Annotated in this window: 16 protein-coding genes and 1 tRNA gene; 7 read left to right on the top strand and 10 right to left on the bottom strand. The window is 53.2% G+C overall.

All coding sequences use genetic code 11. The features are described from left to right. Positions 1-57 precede the first annotated feature (57 nt). Together BST81_RS03855 and BST81_RS03850 are read left to right on the top strand one after the other, a co-directional pair. Positions 58-1,809, top strand: coding sequence for a ribonuclease J (locus BST81_RS03855; RefSeq protein WP_075597224.1), 1,752 nt, complete (start codon positions 58-60; stop codon positions 1,807-1,809). Between the two features lie 279 nt (positions 1,810-2,088). Next, the gene (locus BST81_RS03850) at positions 2,089-2,475 is read left to right on the top strand and encodes a Mo-dependent nitrogenase C-terminal domain-containing protein (protein WP_253188072.1); all 387 of its coding nucleotides are present in this window, start codon (positions 2,089-2,091) and stop codon (positions 2,473-2,475) included. Positions 2,476-2,620: 145 nt separating this feature from the next. Here the strand turns inward: BST81_RS03850 and BST81_RS03845 are convergent, their stop codons facing one another. The 5 genes from BST81_RS03845 to BST81_RS03825 form a co-directional block, all read right to left on the bottom strand. Beyond that, a complete protein-coding gene (locus BST81_RS03845) occupies positions 2,621-2,824 on the bottom strand; it encodes a hypothetical protein (protein WP_363079264.1) in 204 nt (67 codons plus the stop codon). A gap of 289 nt (positions 2,825-3,113) precedes the next feature. Beyond that, entirely contained in the window at positions 3,114-3,902 is a 789-nt protein-coding gene (locus BST81_RS03840; RefSeq protein ID WP_083636655.1) for an RICIN domain-containing protein, read from the bottom strand. Between the two features lie 127 nt (positions 3,903-4,029). Further along, a complete protein-coding gene (locus BST81_RS03835; RefSeq protein WP_075597221.1) occupies positions 4,030-6,444 on the bottom strand; it encodes a GH116 family glycosyl hydrolase in 2,415 nt (804 codons plus the stop codon). Positions 6,445-6,485: 41 nt separating this feature from the next. Beyond that, positions 6,486-7,640: an ATP-binding protein gene (locus BST81_RS03830; RefSeq protein ID WP_075597220.1), complete on the bottom strand. Its 1,155-nt coding sequence runs from the start codon at positions 7,638-7,640 to the stop codon at positions 6,486-6,488. A gap of 39 nt (positions 7,641-7,679) precedes the next feature. After that, the gene (locus tag BST81_RS03825; RefSeq protein WP_075597219.1) at positions 7,680-11,972 is read right to left on the bottom strand and encodes a GAF domain-containing protein; all 4,293 of its coding nucleotides are present in this window, start codon (positions 11,970-11,972) and stop codon (positions 7,680-7,682) included. A 72-nt stretch (positions 11,973-12,044) separates the two neighbouring features. On the opposite strand from BST81_RS03825, the gene BST81_RS26930 reads away from it, so the two are divergent. The 5 genes from BST81_RS26930 (at position 12,045) to BST81_RS03800 (ending at position 18,043) form a co-directional block, all read left to right on the top strand. Next, positions 12,045-12,533, top strand: coding sequence for a hypothetical protein (locus BST81_RS26930; RefSeq protein WP_171974656.1), 489 nt, complete (start codon positions 12,045-12,047; stop codon positions 12,531-12,533). Between the two features lie 12 nt (positions 12,534-12,545). Next, on the top strand, positions 12,546-13,085 hold the full coding sequence (locus tag BST81_RS03815; protein WP_075597217.1) for a GIY-YIG nuclease family protein: 540 nt from the start codon (positions 12,546-12,548) through the stop codon (positions 13,083-13,085). Positions 13,086-13,174: 89 nt separating this feature from the next. Then, entirely contained in the window at positions 13,175-14,311 is a 1,137-nt protein-coding gene (locus BST81_RS03810) for a succinylglutamate desuccinylase/aspartoacylase family protein (RefSeq protein WP_075597325.1), read from the top strand. Between the two features lie 226 nt (positions 14,312-14,537). After that, on the top strand, positions 14,538-15,473 hold the full coding sequence (locus tag BST81_RS03805; RefSeq protein ID WP_075597216.1) for an ADP-ribosylglycohydrolase family protein: 936 nt from the start codon (positions 14,538-14,540) through the stop codon (positions 15,471-15,473). A gap of 161 nt (positions 15,474-15,634) precedes the next feature. Further along, entirely contained in the window at positions 15,635-18,043 is a 2,409-nt protein-coding gene (locus tag BST81_RS03800; RefSeq protein ID WP_075597215.1) for an HDIG domain-containing metalloprotein, read from the top strand. A gap of 12 nt (positions 18,044-18,055) precedes the next feature. On the opposite strand, the gene BST81_RS03795 is transcribed toward BST81_RS03800, so the two are convergent. From BST81_RS03795 to proC, 5 genes are all read right to left on the bottom strand, one after another. Continuing rightward, positions 18,056-18,128, bottom strand: a tRNA-Arg gene (locus BST81_RS03795). 40 nt (positions 18,129-18,168) lie between these two features. Beyond that, positions 18,169-19,275, bottom strand: a complete 1,107-nt coding sequence (locus tag BST81_RS03790) for a peptidoglycan DD-metalloendopeptidase family protein (RefSeq protein WP_083636650.1) — start codon at positions 19,273-19,275, stop codon at positions 18,169-18,171. 188 nt (positions 19,276-19,463) lie between these two features. Beyond that, positions 19,464-20,873 (bottom strand): amidohydrolase, encoded by a 1,410-nt coding sequence (locus BST81_RS03785; RefSeq protein ID WP_075597213.1) that lies wholly within the window; start codon positions 20,871-20,873, stop codon positions 19,464-19,466. A 476-nt stretch (positions 20,874-21,349) separates the two neighbouring features. Beyond that, complete coding sequence (gene ribBA, locus BST81_RS03780) at positions 21,350-23,038, bottom strand: bifunctional 3,4-dihydroxy-2-butanone-4-phosphate synthase/GTP cyclohydrolase II (RefSeq protein WP_075597212.1); 1,689 nt, start codon at positions 23,036-23,038, stop codon at positions 21,350-21,352. A 64-nt stretch (positions 23,039-23,102) separates the two neighbouring features. Further along, positions 23,103-23,912 carry a pyrroline-5-carboxylate reductase gene (gene proC, locus BST81_RS03775; protein ID WP_075597211.1) on the bottom strand — a complete coding sequence of 270 codons (810 nt, stop codon included), beginning with the start codon at positions 23,910-23,912 and terminating at the stop codon, positions 23,103-23,105. Positions 23,913-23,985: the final 73 nt, after the last annotated feature.

Raw genomic sequence — 23,985 nt, 5'->3', positions numbered from 1 at the left:
GAAAATTTCAGATCTCAAAACAATTGAATAGCAACTTTGTACCTAATAAGGAGACCAATGACTCAAAACGGTGTTGCACCAGCTTTAAAGATCATCCCCCTAGGTGGCTTGCACGAAATTGGCAAAAATACCTGCGTGTTTGAAATTAATGATGAAATCCTGCTATTGGATGCGGGTCTCGCTTTTCCCTCTGCCAGCATGCACGGTGTGAACATCATCCTCCCAGATATGACCTATCTGCGGGAAAACCGCCACAAAATTAAGGGCATGATTGTGACCCATGGTCATGAAGACCATATTGGGGGGATTCCCTTTCACCTGAAGCAGTTTGAAATCCCTGTTATTTATGGTCCCCGTCTGGCTATGGCGATGCTAGAGGGTAAAATGGATGAGGCTGGTGTCCGAAATCGAACTGAAATCAGGACAGTCCGGCCCCGAGACATGGTGCGAGTGGGGAACTCATTTCTGGTAGAGTTCATTCGCAACACCCATTCTATTGCCGATAGTTTTACCGTGGCGCTTCATACTCCGGCAGGGGTGATTATTCACACGGGGGATTTCAAATTTGACCATACCCCTGTAGATGGGGAATTCTATGATCTGCAAAAACTGGCAGAGTATGGCGAGAAAGGGGTGCTCTGCCTGATCAGCGACTCCACGAACTCGGAAGTGCCTGGTTTTACGCCGTCAGAACGATCGGTCTTTCCCAATCTGGATCGAGTTTTTGCCCAGGCCAAAGGTCGGATTCTGGTCACCACCTTTGCTTCCTCTGTCCATCGCATCAATATGATTCTGGAACTGGCCAAGCAGCATGGTCGGGTTGTCTCTATTCTGGGTCGTTCCATGCTGAATGTGATTGCCCATGCCCGCAATCTGGGTTACATCAAATGTGAAGATAGCCTACTACAGCCTCTGCATACCCTGCGCCAGACCCCCGATGATAAAATCATCATCCTGACAACTGGTTCCCAGGGAGAACCGATGTCAGCCCTGAGTCGAATTGCCAATGGCGAACATGCCAAATTGAAGATTCGAAAAGGGGATACAGTGGTCTTCTCGGCTAACCCAATTCCCGGAAATACCATCTCAGTGGTCAACTTAATCGACAAATTGATGATGCAGGGAGCCAAAGTAATCTACGGTCGGGAGCAAGGGATTCACGTCTCCGGTCATGGTTGCCAAGAAGATCAGAAGCTAATGATTGGGCTGACTCGGCCCAAGTTCTTCCTGCCCGTACATGGAGAACACCGGATGCTCGTTAAACATTCTGAAACAGCTCAAAAATGTGGGATCCCAGCAGAGAACATGGTGATTATCGACAATGGCGATATTGTCGAAGTTTCCCGCGATAGCATTCGGGTTGCCGGTAAGGTGCCATCTGGCATCGAGCTCATGACCCGGGATGGCATTGTCAAAGATGGGGTGCTGAAAGAACGGCAGCAACTGGCTGAGGATGGGGTAGTCACCATCGCCGCTGCGATCGGCTGGGATGGTACGCTTCTAGCCCAACCCGAGGTCCATCTCAAAGGTGTAGTGACTACCGTTGATCGGTCCCTGTTAAGAAAACTGGTGCAGGAAGCAATTAAACCTGTCCTGCGCGATCGCTGGCAGGATTTTGCCCGTCGCTTTGGTGACAACACCGAAGTGGATTGGGTAGGGTTACGAACCCAGATTGAGACAGCCCTGCGGCGATTCCTCCGACAAGAGCTTCAAATCAATTCCTTACTCGTTTTCCTAATGCAAACGCCTGAGGAACCTGCCGAGGTCAAAATCAGCCCTCCTAAAGTAGCTGCGAATATTGCCCCTTAAGCCTGCTCACACCTGTAGGCGTTGCGATAGATTTCCTAAATTTGCCTATAAGCTAGACCTCCAACTTCCTCAAGAAGTCGGAGGTCTACTCTTTCATAGCCTTAGAATTTGTGAGTAAAGTCCCTGAGATTAGCAATTGATAATCACGAAAAATAAGTGATTCCCCTCACTTATCATGCCTTCAATCTGAGGCACTATAGCAGTAGAAAAGAAAAAGTCAAAACCTAAGAAGTTCAAGGCTTTGAGGCTTGCTACGCTGTGGAGTTCTTGCTGATGACTATGTCTACCTCTTCAACTGAAAATATTGCTTTAGTGAGCTGGATCTGGATTCAACCAGGCCATATCCTGAATCAGGAGACGCACGCTTCCAGTCACCCTTCTATCCCTCATTCATCTGCACCAGAACTGCTCAATGTTCTACAACCTCTCCGCCAATGGTTGAATGAAATCGATGTTCGCGACTTGCAACGAGCTCACTTTATTTGCAAGTCAATTCCTTCCCAATGTCCCTTTGCCAGAGATATCAAATTCTTCGGCAAAACCCTTCTCTCCATTCCCCCCCTCTGTAAGCTAAACCCCCTCTACGAAGAGGTCGTTGCCCTAAGATTTCGGGCTCTCTGCTATCTGGCCGATGAGTGTGGCGAAGATATAACGGCTTACTGCTAAGACTGCAAGCCCTGAATTCACAGCAAGAAAATCAGCGCCCTCTCCTCGCTCTACAAAATTTTCCTTTTGATGGACCAGTGATGTAACTGCTCAATAACTGCCAATTGAGATTTTGGGTAGGCTAATGCCTACCCTTTTTTATCTCCTATTCCGGATCAGAACTCTCTTCCGTTTTCACTTCGGGCACAAAGTCAGGCCGTCCCTTATCTTCCCAACCCGCTGGCCGCTTGGAGTTGTACCAGGCAATGGACCCAATGCCCACCGCCGCAACAAACCCCACCCCATAAACCAGGGTAAACGCCACTGGAAAGTGGGGTGCTTGATCAGCAGCAGCAACTAGCTTAGACAAAAAATTAGCCGTAAAAAACATCTCCGATACCCTCAGTTTTGGACAGTTCTACCAATTTAAGTTGTAATTCTGGCCTATGCTTCCAGCACAGGTGCTATATGCCCCCCTTCTAAAGAGGTACATATAAGAAAATCGTTACATAACGCAAAGAAAATAGCTAGGAATGAGAATTAAATAACACCGATAAACTCCTGATTGCCCTCACCCCCCTGCCCCCTCTCCCAGCGGGAGAGGGGGAGGGGGTTGGGGGTGRGGGCTGAAAATTTCGGAGTTATTAAATCCACGATCCTTAGCGACGAATTGGTCCGTTATAATCAATCCGAGTTTGCCAACCGTTGATTTCCACCGTCACCACACTTTCAATGGTAGGTTCAGCCGTCGGTTTGCCCCCATAAAACGTAAACGTGACTGAGCCATCGTCGTTTTCCACCACGCCTGTTTGATCGGCAGGACCATGCATCTTATCCTCAGCCCGGTAGTTCTGTAAGCCCCCATTGCGTTTTTCTGCTGCCTGGCGGGCATAGTTCTTGGCCCGATTCAGAACCGTGATGCTATTCTGATAAGTTCCCCCCACCTCAGCTTTGGCTCCTGCAAAAATGGTGTTTTGCCAGGATTCGTTATCCCGATCGACGCCACAATCCCACAGATGAATCGGATTGCCATTCTCCCAGCCGGGTTCCTTCTTCTGCAGACACTTACTTGGATTGGCCTTGGCGCGAATCTGCCCCGTTTTCACGTCATATACCCAGGATTCGTTATCCCGATCGACGCCACAATCCCATAGATGAATCGGATTGCCATTCTCCCAACCCGGTTCCTTTTTCTGCAGACACTTCGCAGGATTGGCCTTGGCGCGAATTTGCCCCGTTTTCACGTCATACACCCAGGATTCATTGTTGCGTTCGACACCACAGTCCCACAGATGAATCGGATTACCATTCTCCCAGCTTGGATTCATTTTCTGAAGACATTTGGTCGAGTTGGCCTTCAGCCACAGGGTGTAGTTTGGTGGCAGGGCAGAGGCTGTGAGGGTCAGACCAAAAAAGATCGACAAAGACAGTACAATTCGATTCATCATGCTTTTTCCTTTCCCTTTAGCAAGGTAACAAAAGGCACATTCGTCCAATCAAATACTATATGGACTACGATCGGTTGTCATCCGATCAGCCCCCTCGATCGCAGGATCATCACAATCGATCGCCGAATTACTGTTCTGGCTCAGACTCCTGGGAAAGGAGAACGTGATAAACCGCCCAGATGGCCATGGCCCGCAGGTAATGGCTGGCCCGAAACGTCCCGGCAGCGGTGATCGCTTCTGGGGTGCGGAACTGCAACCCGTGGTCATAGATCTGGCGCACCACTGCCTCTGCCAGACGGAATCCCTCATCCCACAGGCCCATCTGCCCTAAAAACGCCGCTAACCCAAAGTTGATGCCCGTCCAGACTTCCAGAGGATGGGTCGCCTGGGGATTCTCTGGCGACCCATCCGGACGCACCCCGTTGGCCGCACCTAAAGTGCCCTGCTGAAACTTGAGGAAGCAGGCATCGTATACGGTTTCCAGCGCTTTGCGGGCACAGTCGATCGGCACAATATCGGGCAGGCCCAACAAGCGGGCATAGAACTGGCCACAGAGTTGATCCGCCATCACCACATCGGAACCGCTGGCACTGTCCAGGCGATAGTACTGGCCATTCCAGAGGGTGTCCTGGTAGAGGGGACGGGATTGGGCCAGCCAGTCCCGAAACTGGCAGATCGGGGTTGGGTCAGGCACCCGATCGGGACTCAGCCGTTCTCCGATCGCGATCGCCGCTTCCAGCGCCGCCAACCACAGCCCCCCACAATAGGCACTGATACCCCGCAGTTTCCAGTCGTCGAAGGTCTGGTCGGGGGCTCCCGAATTTTCGGGAATCCCATCCCCGTCCTGGTCAAAGGTCTTCAGATACGTCAGGGTCTCAACGATCGCAGGCCAGCACTCCGCCAGAAAATCCACATCCGTACTGCCAGTCAGGAGAAAGTCCCGGTAGACCTGGAGGACGAAATCACAGGGCAGATCTTTCCAGAGGTTGCAATCCTGATAGCTGGTGTAGTTGGTCTGTTGCCAGGGATGTTCGTTGGGAGCCCCTAGATCATGGGGGGTGGCCCCAGCCACTTTACGGAGGGCCTGAGGACTGTCAGCTCCGATTGTGTAGTAGTAGCCGATCGTGCGGCGGCGATCGTCGGCCATGGGAATCGCTCGGGCGAAGGCCCGTATCACTGCTTTTTCCAGTTCTGGCCACAGGAGCAGCAGACCAAAGGAGCCATAGAGCCGCACATCCAGGCTCTCGTACCAGCGGTAATCAATACACTCCAGGACCGCAAACTGACCCACCGGGTCCTCCTCATCGGCAGCACTCCAGAGGGCTCCCCCATCGGTCAAGTCATACAGTTCGTTGAACAGGGCCTGCTTGAACCAGTCGGGCAGGTCGTCCCGTTGCAGCACTGGAGCCTGCCAGGACTGGATTTTTTCCTGCCAGGACCGATAATGCTTCAGGGCCGTGCGGGCAATCGTCCAGGCATTCTGACCCGTGCGCCCGAAAAAGTCCGTGTAGCGACGGAAATATTGCACTCCCTCGGCAAATTCCGTCACCGGCAGATCCCAGGTGAGAATGAAGGGAATCTGGCGGGTTTGCCCCGGTTTCAGGGTGAAGCGAATCGCGATCGCTGCCCCAAGCTGTTCCCCCACCTGGGCCGGAAGTTCCGAGTCTATATCGGGGAGGGAGCCATCCTGGGCGAAAGTCTGCCACAGATCCGAGCCATCCCCAGCCGGATTCCAGCGGGTATGGTAGAAAACCTCCCAAGTAGGATTCAGCAGGGTGGCAATCGCCCACTGGCCCTCCCCTTCCGCCACCTCCAGGGGATCCGCATCCGCCTTGCCCATGACAATGCCCAGCCGCTGTTCATCCCCAACCAGCAGGTTCACACTGTCCGTGCTCTGGCCCATCTGGGGCTGATATTCGTAAACCGGGCTACCATCATCCCGCACCCGCACCTCTGGTGATTTCAGCGTGTTGGTAAACCAGCCGACCAGGTTCTGCCAGGTGAGCAGGATGCTGAGGGTGAGCGGTCGATCGGTGGGGTTATGGGCCGTCCATTCAAAAACAGCGATCGGGTAACTAGTTTCCTGGTAATTAGCGGCCAGAATCGGCGAGAACTGCTCACAGGTCAGCTCTGCCTGAAACCCATGCTGGTAAGTAAACCAGCTCCGGGGATAGAGGGCGTGATAGGTGCCAGTGGCCCGATCGTCCGTACTGGCGGGATACCAATTCCAGGCGGAGAGGGTGCCATCCGTGGGAGCTGCGGTGCAGAGGGCCAGGGTCTGGGCCGGATCCCCCCCACCTTGTTCGAAGATCGCAAACTGGCAGGCTGGGAGAGTCTGAAAGACGTGTTCGCCCCCGTCCACATGCCAGAGATTGAAGTCTCCCCGGTGGGAGCGACCAATACACCCCGCTCCAAACCCGCCCAGGGGCATTCCATGCCAGGGACCATCATCTAGGTTGCTGGGGTAACGCACCTGGTAGGGATTAACCCAACCGAGGCCGATCGATCGGCTCCAGGCACACTCAGGAATTAAGGGTAGCATCTGTGTTTTTTGCATCCCCCGATTTTACCTGGTCCCGATCGTCATGATTGCACTGGACCCACCAGAGTCACGGTAAAAGTTGTGCCCACCCCAACTTCGCTGTGGACGGCAATCGTCCCACCATGGGCTGCAACACACTTTTGCACAATAAATAAACCCAGACCCGTCCCAGAAATCTTCCGTACATTAGACCCTCGGCAAAAGGGCTCAAATAAATGAGTCTGGTCTTCGGAGGAAATCCCAATCCCCTGATCTTGAATTTGGAAGATGACGGCATCCGGCTTACAGGACAACGAGAATCGAATTTCGCCCCCCTCTGGAGAGTACTTGATGGCATTGGACAGCAGATTAGTCAGGATATGGCGGAGTAGCTTCACATCCAGGTCATAAAACAGGACATCCGTTTCCGAACAGTTACAAACTTCCAAGACAATGGTGTGGTTGGTCGCCAGATTGACCTGGAACTCACTGACTAACTCCTGGCAAAACCAGAGCACATCGATCGGAACCGGGTGATAGTGAAACTGAACGGCGTCTGTTTCACTCAGGGTGAGAATATCTTCAATCAATTGGACTAAATTGTGGGTGGCCGCCTTAGCTCGCCGAATGTGACTCCGTTGCTGATCAGGTGAAAATTCTTGGTCGTGACGCTCCAGCAAACTTAGAACAAACAGGATGACACTCAGGGGATTACGGAATTCATGGGAAACGATCGATACAAACTGAGATTTCAACTCATTTAGTTCTTTTTCTTTGTCCAGAGCCCGCTGTAGCGCCTCACTCCACTCTCGTTCCTTCTCCAATGCCCTTTGCATCAGAACTTCAGCCTGATGGCGCGTCAGGGCAATTTCAATCGCCGTACTGAGATGCTTGGTTTGCACCGGTTTGATTAAATATCCGAAGGGCTGAGTTTCCTTCGCTTGAGTGACCGTTGCTGTATCAGCATGGGCCGTGAGAAAGATAACCGGAAGGTGATATTGTTCTCGGATCTGGGCGGCGGCAGCTATCCCATCCATATGCCCATGCAGATGAATATCCATCAAAACTAGATCAGGATGAAATTGAGCAACAGCTTCTAAAGCCGCTTCGCCCCGATCGGTGATCGCAACCACCTGATGCCCCAACTGAGTTAACCGTCGTTGAATGTCGAGTGCAACAAGCTGCTCATCTTCTACAATCAAGATGCTGGAACTCATGGTTTAGACTGGTTTGGATGGGATTACGTTTGACTGGGATTAAAACGTGATCGCAAAGGCGGTACCGCCATCCCGATTCAATTCTATACTTCCCCCCAGTTGTCGAGTTAATGCACAGACCACCTGCATCCCCAGAGACTCTGTATTGCGAAAGTCCACCAACTGAGGAAACCCAATTCCATTGTCTCTAATGATCAATTGATACTGAGAATTTTCGTAATCAAAGATAATACCAATCTCACCAGAGCGGCGGTTGGGGAAGGCATATTTAATCGCATTGGACACTAATTCATTAATAATCAACCCACAGGGAATGGCGATATCCAGCTCCAACTCTAGCTCAGCAACTTTTACCTGCCAGGTAATGCTAGCCCCAATCGGGAGATAGGACTGAAACACATCTTCCACCAGATCACGGACATAACTGGCAAAGTTGAGGTTCGCCAGGTTACCAGACCGATAGAGCCGTTCATGGATCATGGCCATGATATCAATCCGATGCTGACTCTCAATAAAAGGTTGCAAGATATCCGGGTTCTCGATCGTGGCTGATTGCAGATAGAGCAAGCTGGAGATCACCTGCAGATTGTTTTTTACCCGATGATGCACCTCCCGAATCAGGACCTCTTTTTGGTGGAGTTCGTTCTCTAACTGAGCATAAAGGGCAGCCTTCTGACCGGCAATCCCAATTTGCAACCCGACCTGCTGCAGCAGATCAATCTCAAACAATTGCCACTGGCGAGGGGTATGACATTGATGCAGGATCAGTAAGCCCCAGAGGGTTTCCGCCTGCAAAATCGGGACAACCAGATTGGCCCGAATCTGGAGTTGAGCCAGGAATTCAAGGTAACAGGGCCGCAAGTCAGCCGTTTCTCGATCGTTGAGCAGCGTGATGTAGCCCTGCTCGTAGCGTTTTGCATAGTCCCGGCTAAGGCAGGGGTCGTCAATGATTTGCCCCAATAGGGAAAGTTCTGGCTGCGATGTCGCCTCTTCCTCAATCACACCCCTGCCATCCGGGAGCAAACGGTAGACGATCGCCCGATCGCAGCCAAGGAATTGTTGGATGCGCTTCAGGATATCTGTCAGGGCCTGGTCAAACTGGACAGACCGGTTGATAGTCTCCGCAATCTCCACCAGGAGCCCTTTGACGGCCAAATTCATTTGCACCTGCTGAAACAGGTCGGATTGCTGAATCGCGATCTCGGTCTGGAGGCTAATCTGCAACAACAGGTTGATTTCCCGAGCCTGCCACTGGTGCGGAGCTGCATTGTGATAGGCAGCCAGCAGACCCCAGAGGTGGTCCTGCACCAGAATCGGCGCGATCGCATAGGCCCTGATCTGGAATTGCTCCAAAATGTCCACATGACAAGGGCTATGCCCAATGGTATAGATGTCGTTGACTGCAAAAGTTTCACCCTGCCGGTAGCGCCCTCCCTGGGTTTCTTGCAGGTAGGTATCTGGCCAAACCGTCTGGATATCAGGTCCGACTAAGGGAACCCAATTTGTATCGACCGATTCCGCCACAAAAGTACCGCTCCAATCGGGGTTAAACCGGTAGATAGCGACTCGATCGGCTTGCAGGGTATGGCGGATTTCTGTCAACACCGTGATCAAAATTTCCTCTAAATCGAGGGATTGGTGAATCCGCTGGGCCACAAATCGGAGTAATTGTTCCTGGTCTGCCTGTTGCTGCAGGGCTTCAGTCCGCTCCTGGACCCGCCACTCCAGATCCCGGTTTAATTGTTGTAGGGCTGCTTCAGCCTGTTTGCGATCGGTGATGTCGATGTGGGTCCCCACAATTTTGGCTGGACATCCTCTATCATCCAGAATGAGTTGGGCATTGCTATAAATCCAGCGATAACTGCCATCCCGGTGGCGCAAGCGAAAGTCAATGTTGTAAGGGGCCTCCTGGCGCTTAAACGCCTGGTAGGCTGCGATCGCCCGGTCTCGATCTTCGGGATGGAGACGGCTATTCCAATCGGCAGGGCTACCCGATTCTTCTTCAGCAGCATAACCAAGCTGGGCCTTGTAAGCAGGCGACACATAGGACGTATTTGTTTGCAGATCGGAAAGATAGAACCCCACATTTGACGCCTGTACCACCAGGTCCAGTTGGGCCTGTTGTTCGCGGAGTTTCGCTTCAGCCCGCTTGCGATCGCTGACATCCCGCAGAATCACCGTCAGAATCGTTTCTCCGGCCAGGGTTAACCTGGAAATGGAAGCCTCAGCGGGGAATTCACGCCCATCCTGACGACGAGCAAAGATTTCCTGGCGTTCTCCCATCCGGCGGGCCGGAGCCTCTCCCTGGGCAAAGTCTCTGACATGGTGGCGGTGCATGCCCACAAAACGTTTGGGGAGCAACAGATCAAGAGGTTGGCCCAGCACCTCATCGGCCGGATAGCCAAACATCTTTTCGGCCCCTTGGTTATATAGGGTCACACGCTGGTTGCTATCGATGGAAATAATGGCATCACTAGCCACATCCAGAATCCCAGCGAACCGGGCCTGGGATAAGCGTAGTGCCTGTTCTGTCTGTCTGCGCTCGGCCAGTTCATGCTGGGCCTGACGATAGAGATTGGCCTGTTGAATCGCAATCCCCACCTGGGTCGCCAGTTGGGACAGGAGTTCCTTCTCCCAGGGATGCCAAGAGCGGGGAGCGGCACAATGATGGGCGATGAGCAATCCCCAGACACAGCGTCCCTGCAGCACAGGCACAATCAGTTTCGCTCGCACCTGAAGCTGTTCCATCAGCGCCAGATGGCAGGGGTCCAACCCAGCGACCTGAACATCATCGATCGCCCTGATGGTGCCCTGCTGATAGCTCTGGCCTTGGGTTGCGACAAAGTAGGTATCGGTAATCTTCAAGTTCAGGATCGGGGACCAGGCTTCTGCCACCGATTCAGCCACCACAATCCCACTCCAATCCGGATCAAACCGGTAGAGAATCACCCGATCGGTTCGGAGTAGTTGCCGCACCTCCCCCACTGTAGTTGCCAGAATCATTTCCAGATTTAATGACTGGCGAATCCGCTGAGAGATCGTCGCCATCAGCCGTTCCCGATCGGCCTGGTGTTGCAGAGCCACCTGGGTTTCTTTCAGGAGGGTGATGTCTGTAGCGACGCCCAGAATTTGCCGGGGAGAACCGTCTGGCATGCGGTTGAGGACGCGATCGCGACTGAGCAGCCAGCGATACTCCCCCTGCTTGTGCCGCATCCGGTAGGCTGTCTCCAGAATTTCCCCATCTTTCAGGGTGAAACAGTGCTGATAATTAACCATTTGGGTGGGAAAATCCTCTGGATGCACCAGGGTCGAAAAGAGGGCATTGCCCAGAGCCTGAACCTCATCCGGGGAATATCCTAAAACTGCCTCAATCTGGGAATTGGCATACACATTGCAGTTTTCCACCAGGTCATAGATGTAAAGGATGGCTGCCGTAGACTCCGCAATCTGCTCCGTCAATTGTTGTTGTTGCCGCAACTGCTCTTTAGCCGCTTTGCGATCGCTGATGTCCATCAGGATGCCCAGCATCCGCACTGGCTTTCCATCCTGATCATGGACCACCTTGCCCTTGCCCAGCAGCCAGTGCAGACTGCCATCAGGATGCACTACCCGGTATTCAACCTCACCCGGACCCTGGCCCTCCAGATCACGCAGGGTCGCCTGCTCAATGCCCTCCAGATCCTCAGGGTGGACCCGCTGACGCCAAACGGCTTGTGTGGGCTCCACTTCTCCAGGCGCAAAACCTAATAATCGAAATGTGTTGTCCGTCCAGGTTAAGCTCCCTGTCGTCATATCCCAGTCCCACGTCCCCAGTTGGGTCATATCCAGGGCCAGAGAACGCTGTTCCTCACTCCTGTGCAAGGCAACTTCCGGGTTTTGGCCTGCACATAACAAACTCTTGCACGTGGCGACTCCCAGCAGTTGCTGTTGCTCATCCAGAATCGGCAAATGGTGAATCTGGTACTGGCGCATCACATCCAGCACTACCGAGGCATCTTTCAAATCTGCCAAGTTCAAGGTCACAACCGGAGTAGTCATCACCTCTGAAATGGTCGTTTCCTCCAGGTTACATTTTGAGGCCACGGCCTGAATAACATCCTGACTGGTGAAAATGCCCAACAACTGGGCCGATGCCATCACCAAGGCACAGGTAGGCTGGCTGCAGCTTTCTGCTTTGGGGCTATCCGCGATCGCCCAGGACTGAGGTTCGTCTGGCATCAGGGATCGCCGCTGATTCATCCGTTCAATCACCTGGATCAGAGGTGTATCGGGAGAGACAATCAGTACGTTGCGGTTAATAGCCTGTCTCACCTCTGAAACACCTGTAAACATTTGACGCTGGCACCTATGGTGGGGATTAATTATTTTTGTAGCGGTTTCAACTTCGTTTCTACAATGGTGGCTATGCAAAGAATTATTCCCTGGCTTTTGATCGGATTGATCACACCCAGTGCTCTGGCCCAAAAAATCACGGTTGAACTGGAAACGATCGGGGGCAAGTTCAAAATTCTGGCTCCAGACGCTGCTGGCCGTTGTCAGGTGCTCCTGGAGAACAAGGTGATCAACCGCCTGAACTGCCAGAACGCCTACGCCCCGATCGTGATCGGTCGTTTTCGCCATCTTGGCAACCTGGAGGAAGTGCTGGTGTACCAGGAAATTCCCAGAGGCAATGCCTGCAATGGCGGTCCCCTTTACTTTTTAGGCATACGGGCCGATAGTACCTACACCCTCTCCCCACCCCTCGATTTCTGTGGTGGGGCGGACCCACTCCTGAAACAGCAAGGCCCTAAGCTATTCGTCACATTTCCTGGCGGCCCTCCCAATCGAGGCACGGGTTCTCTCCCCACCCAAATCTGGCAATACGAAAATGGGAAACTGAGGAAGATTAAATAGATAGGATCGACTATGCCCCCTTCCCCATCCCTGTCGCCACTGACCAACCTGGAAGCAATCCCTTACATCACCCCAGAAGGACAACTCCCAGAGCAACTCCAGGGTCAAGTCGGTGTTTATGCCATCTTTGACCAAGACAACGTGCTGCAATTTATCGGCTATTCCCGGGACATTTATCTCAGCCTGCAACAACATCTGGTGCGCCAGCCCCAGAACTGTTACTGGTTAAAGGCCCAGACGATCGAACGACCGAACCGCACCATCCTGGAGGAAATTCGGGAAGCCTGGATTAGGGAGAATGGGGTCACTCCTCCCGGCAATGAACCCGACCAAACCGGTTGGACCCAACCGATCGATGCCAAAATCACCATGACTCCAGAGGAACAGGCTGCCTATGCCAGAGGCGATGAGATCACCCAGATGAAACTCCTGAAGCAGGTGGCCCGTCGGGTGGAAGAAAAGATTCTGGCGGATTTACGCGATCGAGGTCTGCAGCTTCAGATTCGCTTTAATCCCAAATTGAAGGAGATGGGTTTGCTAGATCTGAAATAATCACGATTAATTATCACTGGATGCACCAAAATTCCACCTTTGTGTCGTATAGTTCCGAAATAATACTGATCAGGGTGCAGTCCGATAAGGTGAGCAAGTTAATCCCAAAAATCTCTACCATTCCTTTACTGCAACTCGCTTCTGGCGATCGGCTGGCTTTGCAGGTTTATCAATTCACAGGGGCACGACCTGGAAAGAAAGTGTACCTGCAGGCCAATCTCCATGGGGCTGAGATTGCAGGCAATGCCGTTATTCACCAACTGATTCAGTTCCTGATGACGCTAGACTCAACCCAGCTCGTTGGGCAAGTCTGGTTGGTTCCGGTCTGTAATCCTCTCAGCGCCAATCAGCGGATGCATCACTATTCCTCTGGTCGGTTCAATATTTATGACGGTCAGGATTGGAATCGAATTTTTTGGGACTATGAGAAAGAACATCCGGATTTGATGACGTTTGCCAAATCCCAAGCCAATCTGGATCTGCCAACCATTCGGCATAATTACTTAGCCCAGATTCGCATCGCCTTCCATAAATTGTTAGACGAGATTCAGGCTCCCTCTGGCGTTCCTTTCTCAGACAGTTATCGCTATAAACTGCAGTCCCTTTGCTTTGATGCCGATTACGTCATCGACCTGCATACTTCTACCAACCAGGCGGTTGACTACCTGTATTACTTTCAAAATCGGCAAGAAAACGCCAGGTTATTCCAATTCGACTATGGCATCCTCCTGGATGAGTACGATGGGGACGCCTTCGATGAAGCCTTTATCAAACCCTGGCTGGCTCTGGAAGATTGCTTTCGCGATCTGGGGCGCAACATCTGCTTCGATATTGAAGCCTGGACCTTGGAATTAGGCTCCGGCATGCAGTTGAATCCCGAATCCGTGAGTCGGGGCATCAGGGGCATTCAGAACTATCTGATGGCCAAAGGTGTTCTGGATCTCCCGCAACAGGTGTCGCACCCTTCTCACCCCATGATCACCGCCACCAAGACTCAGGTTAAAAAGTACTATGCAACCGTTGGAGGCATGGTTCAAGCCAGAGCACCCCTGGGGACCACCATTCATCCTGGAGAACACCTCTATCAGGTTCTCAGCTTTAACAAGGATGAAAAACTGCCGACCCTGATTAACATCTATGCGGAACAATCCGGTATTGTTTACGATGTTTCTACCAATCAGGCTGTCAATGAAGGAGAGTACATTTTATCCCTGATCCCAATCTAGTGGTCAGTCCATCAATGATGGACGGGCAGCCAAAATCCAGGTTGTTGATTGGGGTTAAATTTTGCGGGTCTTCGACCCGTCAAAATTTTCTTGACGGAACACTAGAAAGTCATGGAGCATCGTTCCAGGCATGCCGACCTGGGTAAGCACTCTGGCTAGAGGATTGTTGCAGACAACGCTTCCCCTCAACCTAGCTTGATTCAAGTCCCATTTCTGAGGATGATTTGTGGGATATTCCCTCCTGAACCAATTCCAGGGTGCGCTATGGGGAGCGATCGTCGGCGAGTTCATAGCCCAGACTTGGCCCCATCCTCCATCAGGCTGTCCTTCAAGGGGACTGGTTTTCGATCGCCCCCTAGTTCTCCCACTCACTGCCGTCTTGCTGACCGGGGTAGAGAGCCTGTGTGATCGGGGGGATCTGGATCTGGCCGACTGGCAACGGCTCACCCTCCCCGATCAGGCCATGCCCCCTTTGGCGCTGGCCATCCCCATCGCCCTGTTTTTTCATGAAGATGATCGGCTGCTCTACCGCAAGCTGGAGCAGTTGTGGCAGGTCCAAGTTTTTTCCCTGGAATGCCGGGCTGCAATCCTGATCTTGAGCCAGACGATCGCCTGGTTTCTCCGCAGACAGATGTCCCTGACTGACCTGATTCCAAGACTGATCAACCGGTTACGGGAGACTGATTTAGCCGCAACGACTGTCCTGGAACAGCTTGGCCTCGTGCAAAGATTGCTGACCCAGGCCGCTGGGATAGAAACGGCGATCGTGGCCATGGGGAGCAGATCCCCTGAGGTAACAGCCATGATTCCTATCTTCTACAGTTTCCTCAGAACCCCTCAAGACTACCGACTGGCTCTATGCCAAACGGCACAAATTTCAATTTATCAGTCTAACCTATGTACGATTACCGGGGCCGTGGCAGGTGCCTATAATGGTTCTGTATGTCTCCCAAGTAACTGGTCCCATGCCCTGAATTCCCGCATGGAACCGATTCCATCACCCTTATCGACCCTGTCCCATCCATTCCGGTTAGAGTCCCACGCTGATCAGTTGGCCGCCCAACTCCTGGCGGTCTGGTCCGGTCAATATCCTCTCGCTCCCTTCATCCACCGAGCTGACCAAACTGCAACTGCGGCACCGGGAGTGATTCGACCTCGTTAGTTTGATTTCTCCATTCCTTCCTGCAATTGATCTGGACGTCAATGATTGAGCCTGTTTCTCCCGCAACAGTCCCCTTCCCCCCATCCCCCGTCAAGCATCCAGCACTGGCAGCGGGGGATGGTCCTGAAACATTGCGCGATCGTCGTTGACAGCATGCCTTTATGAAAACACTCCGCCGATTGATCGGGACCGTTCAGCATCAAGCTACAAGTTGGCACGAACACTGGTGGCAAGCTAGCGCTTCCCGACAAGGGCAACCCGCAGCGGACAAGCGGGCACACCTGACCGATCGGTACCGTGGCCCCATCCTGGCCGTGACCGCGATCGTGTCCCTGACCAGCGTTATTGGTTATCACTTCTACAATGAACCCAAACTAGATGTCGGTAAACAGGCCCCTCAAACCATCCGGGCTCCTAAAACCGTCAGCATTCCAGACAATAAAACAACAGATGAACAACGGAAACAGGCCCGTACAGGCTCTGTGCCAGTGTTGATGTTGGATCAAACCGTCAATCAACAGATCCACCAAGACCTGCAAAAGTTTCTCGATCGGGGGCAAGCACTCCGAGACACAGCCGGTGTTTTTCCCTTTACACAACCTGGGATGCTGTCCAGAGCCACCCAATCTTACCTGCGACGGTTGAATGACCAGGAATGGCAGTCTCTTGTCAGCACTTTTACCAGCCGCCCCTCTCCGAGTCAGGCCTTTCCCCTCAGGTCTTCCCTCGCTCCCAGCAGTGCCAACCAGAATCTGGCTCTGGAAGAACTTGAGGCCTATCAACAAACCACCTCTCCTGAAAGCTTTGCCCAGCTTCTGGCCACGATCGCCCGAGCTCAGGCTAGCTATGCCCGTGCCCTCCAGGGTTTCTCCGATACCACCCTGGTCAAACCTGATAATTTCTATGACCCCTCCTTTCTGGACTGGTCTGATGAAACCTGGGTCAAAACGCAAAACGCCATGCAGGCAATCACAGAACGGATTTTGAGCCAGGGCATTCCACCAGGATTGCCAGAGGACATCCTACAGCAGTTGGTCAAAGATGATGTTAGTAAAGCAGTCCCGGAATCTGCTCAACTTCTAGCCATTCAGGGTTTAACTCACATTCTGCGGCCCAATTTGGTCACGGATCGGGAACGGACCCGAGAACGAGCTGAGCAGGCAGCTCAAGCCGTGGAAACCGTGCTGGTCAATATTAAGCAGGGGGAGGTCATTGTCTATAGCGGTGAAAAAATCACCCAGGCTGATTTCGTTCTGCTGGACCATTTCGGCCTCAGTCGCAGGGAAATTAACTGGCCCGGCCTGATTGGCTTTGGGGGGCTGGTTAGTGGCAGCGTGGGCATTTTCTGGTTGATTAAACGGCGCTATCAACCCGGTCTCCGGCGGCGAGATCAGGTTTTGCTGCTGTTGCTCAGCCTGACGGCCCCCCTACCAGCGATGGTTGGGTTACCAGCTACCAGCCTGCCCCTGGTGGGCCTGCTCAGTGGTAGTTTCTACGGCTCCGCTCTGGGGTTGGCGATCGTCGGTCTACTCTCCGTTACCCTGGCTGTCGGGATGGATATTGGCAGCACCTACTTGATTGCCACGGTAGTTGGCGGACTGGTGGGGGCTCTGGTTGCGGGTCGCCTCCGATCGCGGGAGGAATTTGCCCTCCTCGGGCTGGTGGTCGGCATCACCCAGGGCACCGTTTACCTGTTGCTGAATATGGTGATCGGGCCAGCCTGGTATGTAGTGCTGGGTCTGGCTGCTATGCAGGGGCTAATCGGCATCACCTGGAGTGTGGTCGCCCTGGGGTGCAGCCCTTATCTGGAACATCTGTTTGATCTGGTGACTCCAATTCGGCTGGCCGAACTAGCGAACCCCAACCGCCCCCTGCTCAAGCGTCTCGCTTCTGAAGCACCGGGAACCTTCCAGCACACCCTGTTTGTCGCCACCCTGGCTGAAGCCGCCGCCCGTCGTCTGGGTTGTGATGTCGAACTGGTACGAACAGGCTGCCTCTACCATGACATTGGTAAAATGCACGATCCCCTGGCCTTTATCGAGAATCAGATGGGAGGCCCGAATAAGCACGACGAAATCAACGACCCCTGGCAGAGTGCTGAGATCATCCGCAAACATGTTACGGAAGGGCTGGTGATGGCCCGTAAGTTCCGGTTACCCAAGGCGATTACGGCATTCATTCCAGAGCATCAGGGCACGATGCAGATTGTCTACTTCTATCATCAGGCTCAGGAGCGATCGCGGCAGGATCCTGACTGCCTGGTAAAGGAGTCAGATTTCCGCTACGCTGGCCCCACTCCCCAGTCTCGCGAAACCGGGATTGTGATGCTGGCTGATTCCTGCGAAGCAGCCCTCCGCTCCCTGAAAGATGTCTGCACCGACGAGGCCCGCATTATGATTAACAAAATTCTGCGCTCCCGCTGGCAGGATGGCCAACTGGTAGATGCAGGTCTGACTCGGGAAGATCTTTCCCAGATCGCCGAGGTTTTTGTCCAGGTCTGGCAGCAGTTCAACCACCAGCGGATTGCCTATCCTAAATTACCCACACCACCCACTCCAGCGGGTGTTTAGTCTCTTATAAAACGAGCGCGGAGGGATTCGAACCCCCGACCCTCAGGACCGGAACCTGATGCTCTATCCACTGAGCCACGCGCCCAACAATCACAACCATCATATCACTGTCAAGGGGAAATGGCTCAGAAAAAAGCCATTGGATCCACAGGTTCTCCGTCCTGTCGCACTTCAAAATGCAGGTGAGGCCCCGTAGAAAAACCAGTAGAACCTACAGCAGAGATGGCCTGACCTCGCTGTACGGTCTGCCCTTCTGAGACATACAACTCGCTATTGTGGCCATAGAGGGTAGTAATCCCGTTACCGTGGTCAATGATGACAGCGTTGCCATAGCCCCCATACCAGTCTGCCAGGATCACAATCCCGCCACCCGCAGCATGGACCGTAGTCCCATAATCAACGGCAAAATCCAGCCCAGCGTGAAATTTTTCGTAGCCCAGAATGGGATGCACTCGCCACCCAAAATAACTACTGATGGGGCCATCCACGGGATAGCCCATGCGGCCTCCCGTCCCATAGGCAATGATGTTGGGCTGGGAAGTCTGCCCCTGAGCCCGCTCCTCAGATACCCGTTTTCGGATCAGGGTCGTCAGGCTAGCAGAATCCTGAGCCAATTGTTGCTCAGCCGCCTCCAGGGCTGCCCGATCGCTGCGCAAGCGCTGCACCAGAGACTGCTGCGACTTGGCCTGAGCCTCAAATCCAGACTTTTGAGCCAAAAGTTTCTGGGTTAACAGGGCAATCTGGTTTTTCTGCCGCTCAATTTCTAGGCGACGACTGTTGATCCGATCGGCTTCTGTCTTCAGTTCCAGCAACTGCTGTTGATCAGTCCGATAAACCAGACGCAGTTGATGCCGCCGATCTAGAAACTCATTCAGGTTGCGACTTTGCAGTAGGAGCGCCAGACCATGGCGACGCTGTTGTCGCTGCAGAAACTGCAGTCGGGCTACCGTAGCAGCTTGCCGTTTTCGGTATCCCTGCACAGCCAACTTCAGATCTTGTTGCAACTCCTTCAGGTATTTTTTCGCCAGTTCTAGTTGGTAGGTATAGTCCTGCAACTGGGTCTGAGTCATCTGGATGTTCTGTTGCAACAGGCCCCAGTTGCTTTCAGCCTGTTGCTGTAGATTCTGAAGACGGCGCTGTTCTTGTTGCACGGTGGATCGGATCTGATTCACCTGCTGCTGTTGCTGTTGCAAGTCGCGGGCAGAGGGCTGGGATGGATTCGCCAGAGTCATCGGTAAGCCCACCCAGAGACAGCACAACACCGTGAACCCTAGGCTCAGAAGCAACGTGACACAAGTTGTTAGCCTCGTTTTCAGATTCAAGCGCTATGACTGAATGCTTTCGCGTGCATCATACACGATAGGCGATTCGAATTTCAAAATTGCGCCTGCAAAATGGAGCGCAGGCCCATACTGAACCATTAATCTGACATGATTTGCCGATAGTAGGTCTCAATCTGGTCGATCGTTTGAAATTGAGGTTTAGCGGCTCGACAGCTACGATCGTGCAGGGTTTGGGTCAATTCCTCAACCTCGATCGTGATGATGCGGCCCTCAGCCACAACTTGCTGGCCCCCAATCCAGACCGCATTCACCACCGCCGTGGGTCGGCCCAGGACCAGCAGACCCACTGGATCAGTCCGGGGCAGCAGGGACAGATGCTTCAAGTCGTAGAGGACCAGATCCGCCTGTTTACCTACTGCCAGGGAACCGATACGATCGGCCAAATTAACCCCTCTGGCTCCCCCCAGGGTCGCCATCTCCACCACCCGACGAGGGGTAATCCATTGTCGGTAGTCTATCTCTGTGACATTATGCAAGATGGTGGAGAGTTTCAGCGTTTCTAGCAAATCCTGGCCATCATTGCTGGCAGCCCCATCACAACCCAGGGCAACATTGACGCCAGATTGCAGACATTTCAGGATAGGGGCAATCCCACTTCCCAAACGCAAATTGCTGAGGGGATTGTGAACCACCGTTGCTCGGGTTTCGGCCAGGATGGCTAGATCTTCTGGGTCTAGCCAGACACAATGCGCCAAAGACGCGCGGTAGTCGAGAAAGCCGAGGTGCTGGAGATGTCTGACCGCACTGCCCCCATATTTTTCCTGGGCCAATCTTTTCTGGACCCTGGTTTCCAGCAGGTGCATATGGCGACACAGGTCGTAGCGATCGCTCAATTCGGCACAACCCCGCAACAAGTCATCGGAACAGCGATGGAAACCGGTTGGGCCAACCCCAATGCGAATGGTCCCCTCCGGATCATGAAAAGTTGTGACAATTTCTTCCAGGATGGCCAAAGTTTCTGATGTCGATCGAGGCATTGGCTGATGGGGCAGCCTCTGCCATCCCTGCGGGATGGATGCGGCCCAGGGTTCGTCCTGCAGCAGGGGAGCAATCACTGCCCGAATGCCCACCTCCTGATAAGCCCGCACAACGGCTGCGATCGTCTCCAGTTCCTGCCCCAGAACCAGATAGAGATGATCCATCAAGCAGGTACCGCCAGATAAAAGGGTTTGAACGGCTGTCGTCAAAGCCCCGAGATAGATAGCTTCTAGGTCGATCGGCGTGGTATCCACCAGATCCGCCAGCCAGAGTTCCAGGGGCAATTGGGGAATCAGGCCCCGCTGCCAGATTTGCGTCGAGTGGGTATGGCCATTGACAAAACCGGGCAGCAATAATTTATCCTGCCCATCCACCGTGGGAAGACCAGCATCCTGATTCTGAGAATGGGCGGGACGGATCGCCTGAATCCACCCTGCTCTAATTTCCACATCAACCGCTGCATACCCTTCTCCGTGCAACACTAGAGCATTCTGGATCAAAAAATTCATTCCCTTACCTTTGACGAAAAAACCGAACAAGTCAGCGCCCAATCTAGTGGACACCGATCGGGCATGAGCACGGACTCATCCCTCCGCAACGCTATTAATGGAGTTAGGATAGCGAATTTACAGGCTATTACAAGAAACCCGGTCCCTCAACTCCCTCTGCTGCAGAGAGCAGCATGGAGGACAAGAAACCGGGTTATGGGGTTGTGATGTCCCGCTAAATACGGGTAACTAGAGAGTCTGATGGAATGAACAGTAACCAACCGGCCACATTTTTTTTGTACTGAGGACTACGATTGACCATCCCCAATACTCCAAACTGGGCGTTGCTGAATAGAAGGATGATTTTCGTGCTTGCGCCTTATGCAGCCTTCTCCCAAAGGAGAGGGAACAAGAGTTTTAGCTCCCTTCTCCTGCGGGAGAAGGGTTGGGGATGAGGGTAATTCATATTTGCATTCAGCAAAGCTCCAAACTGTTGGTCAGGTTACTCTCCCCTGGCTAAAACTATAGATTGTCTGAGTTTCCAGTTCAGACATCAAGGTCGAGGGCAATTGATCCAGGCCGCACGATCGGCGATCCAGTTTCATCTGTAGGCCAGTCAGGGGATCAGACCCGGAAGAAATCAAAAACTCCAGGCCGCTCAGCCCCAAGGAATCAGCCAGAGTATCCAAAATCTCACCAATTGCCTGAGTGTAAGGATGATTGGGTTGGCTATACCAGTTATTCTCGCCCACCAGTGGCTGATCCAGGCCCAGATGGAAAATCAGAGCAGACTTGCCAAAGAGGGCCACCGCCACCGGTCGCACTTCTTCCTGCAGCAGCAAGTTGTAGCTGGCGACCAGATGGCGTAGCTTTTCCAGGCGATTGTACCGTTCTGTGATTGAACCAGGCTCATCCTGCCACTGCAACGCGATCGTGACCAGATAGGTCTGCAGCATCATGTGCCCCATTTTCTCCGCTTTGGTCGCCAGGTAGCTGGAATTATAAGAGGTCGCCTCAATCAGCAGAGGCACCCGATCCACAACTTCCAGGCCATAGCCCCCCAGGCCAGCAATTTTCCGGGGATTATTCGTAATCAGGCAAATCTTCTGCACCCCCAGATCATTCAAAATCTGGGCACCCACGCCATAATTTCGCAGATCGGCTGGAAAACCCAGTCGCTCATTGGCCTCCACCGTATCCAGCCCCATATCTTGCAGAGAATAGGCTTTCAGCTTGTTAATCAGGCCAATGCCCCGGCCCTCCTGACGCAGGTAGACCAATACCCCCTGGCCTGCATTCTCAATCATCTTCAAAGCAGCCTGTAACTGCATCCGGCAGTCACACCGCAGGGAACCCAGAGCATCCCCAGTCAGGCATTCCGAATGCATCCGCACCATCACCGATTGATCTTTAAAGGTGGCCGGATCGCCTTTGACCAGGGCCACATGCTCTGAGTCATCGAGAACATTGCGGTAAGCGTAAATTTGAAAATAACCAAATTCTGTGGGCAGGGTCGTTACCGTTTCCCGATAGACAAATCGCTCATGCTGCAGGCGATAACTGATCAGATCGGCAATGCTAATAATCTTGAGCCCATGCGATCGGGCGTAGTCAATCAGCTCCGGCAAGCGCGCCATCGAGCCATCCGGGTTCTGAATTTCGCAGATCACCCCTGCTGGATACAATCCGGCCAACCGGGCCAGATCAACTGCCGCTTCGGTATGGCCAGCCCGCTTCAGCACCCCTCCTTCCCTGGACCGCAAGGGAAAGATATGACCGGGCCGCCGCAAATCCTGGGGCCGGGTCAGGGGGTTAATGGCCACCTGGATTGTTCTGGCTCGATCGTCGGCAGAAATCCCCGTGGACACCCCAAGATGGGGCGAGGCGTCGATACTGACCGTGAACGCCGTTTGATTGCTATCCGTATTATTCGTAACCATCAGGGGCAAGTCCAGCTCGTCCAAACGATCCCCCGTCATGGCCAAGCAAATCAGCCCCCTAGCGTAGACGGCCATGAAATTGATCAGATCAGGGGTTGCAAACTGACCGGCGCAAACAATATCACCCTCGTTCTCCCGGTTCTCATCATCAACCACCACGATCGCTCGACCCGCTTTCAGATCTGCCAGAGCAGCGTCAATGGTATCAAACTGAAACTCATCTGGAATTGTTGAGGAGGCAATCACAAACTTTTATAAACTTTTATAAACCCTTCTGCCCCTGATCTTATATCAATTGCATCCAGATAGGTTATCCGCCCAACTCCCGCGATCGATCAGCGGCTGCCCGTACAGCCTCGATCAGGGCAGATCGGAAGCCTGCTTGTTCCAGAACCGCAATTCCAGTAATCGTTGTACCGCCGGGGCTGGTCACCCGATCCTTTAACTCTGCAGGATGAAGCTGGGAGGACTGAATTAATCGGGCCGTGCCCAGAACGGTTTGGAGCGCCAGTTGGGCTGCGATCGGTCGAGGTAACCCCGCTGCCACCCCTCCATCCGTCAGGGCTTCAATCACGATCGCCACATAGCCAGGGCCTGAACCAGAGAGACCAGTCACCGCATCCATGAGGTACTCTGGAACCTCAACCACTTCCCCAACGGCTGCAAAAATCTGGCGAGCCTGGGCCAGATGCTCCGAGCTAACGATCGGACCAGATGCCAGAGCCGTCATCCCCTCTCCCACAGTGGCGGGGGTATTGGGCATAGCTCGAATGACCGGCTTTCCCGGAAAAGCAGCTTCCAGTTTAGCCAAAGGAACACCAGCCAAAATGGATATCACCAGAGAGAGGGAATCTTGTCCGTCCCTCTGTAATAAATTTTGAGTCACCGCCATGAAAACTTGCGGCTTAATCGCCAGCAACAAGATCTCTGCCCTTGCTGCAACGAGGGGGTTCTCTGCTGTGGCTTCAACACCATATTGCTGGGATAAAAAGTTGCGCCGCTCCGGATGGGGCTCACCCACCAAAATCTCCCCTGGCGCAAACACGTCCTTAGCAATAAGGCGGGACAATAGGGCTTCCCCCATAACCCCGCCTCCAATTATGCCCAGCTTAATAGACAAGGCTAGCCTTCTTTACCCAACAGCAATAAATGGACAATGACATGCATCCGCCAGCAATTCACAGCCCCAAGGA

This window comes from Leptolyngbya sp. 'hensonii' (genome assembly GCF_001939115.1).
In the GTDB taxonomy this organism is placed as follows: Bacteria; Cyanobacteriota; Cyanobacteriia.
Note: the sequence above shows the minus strand (reverse complement) of the source record. Positions and strands in the feature narration are given on the sequence as shown.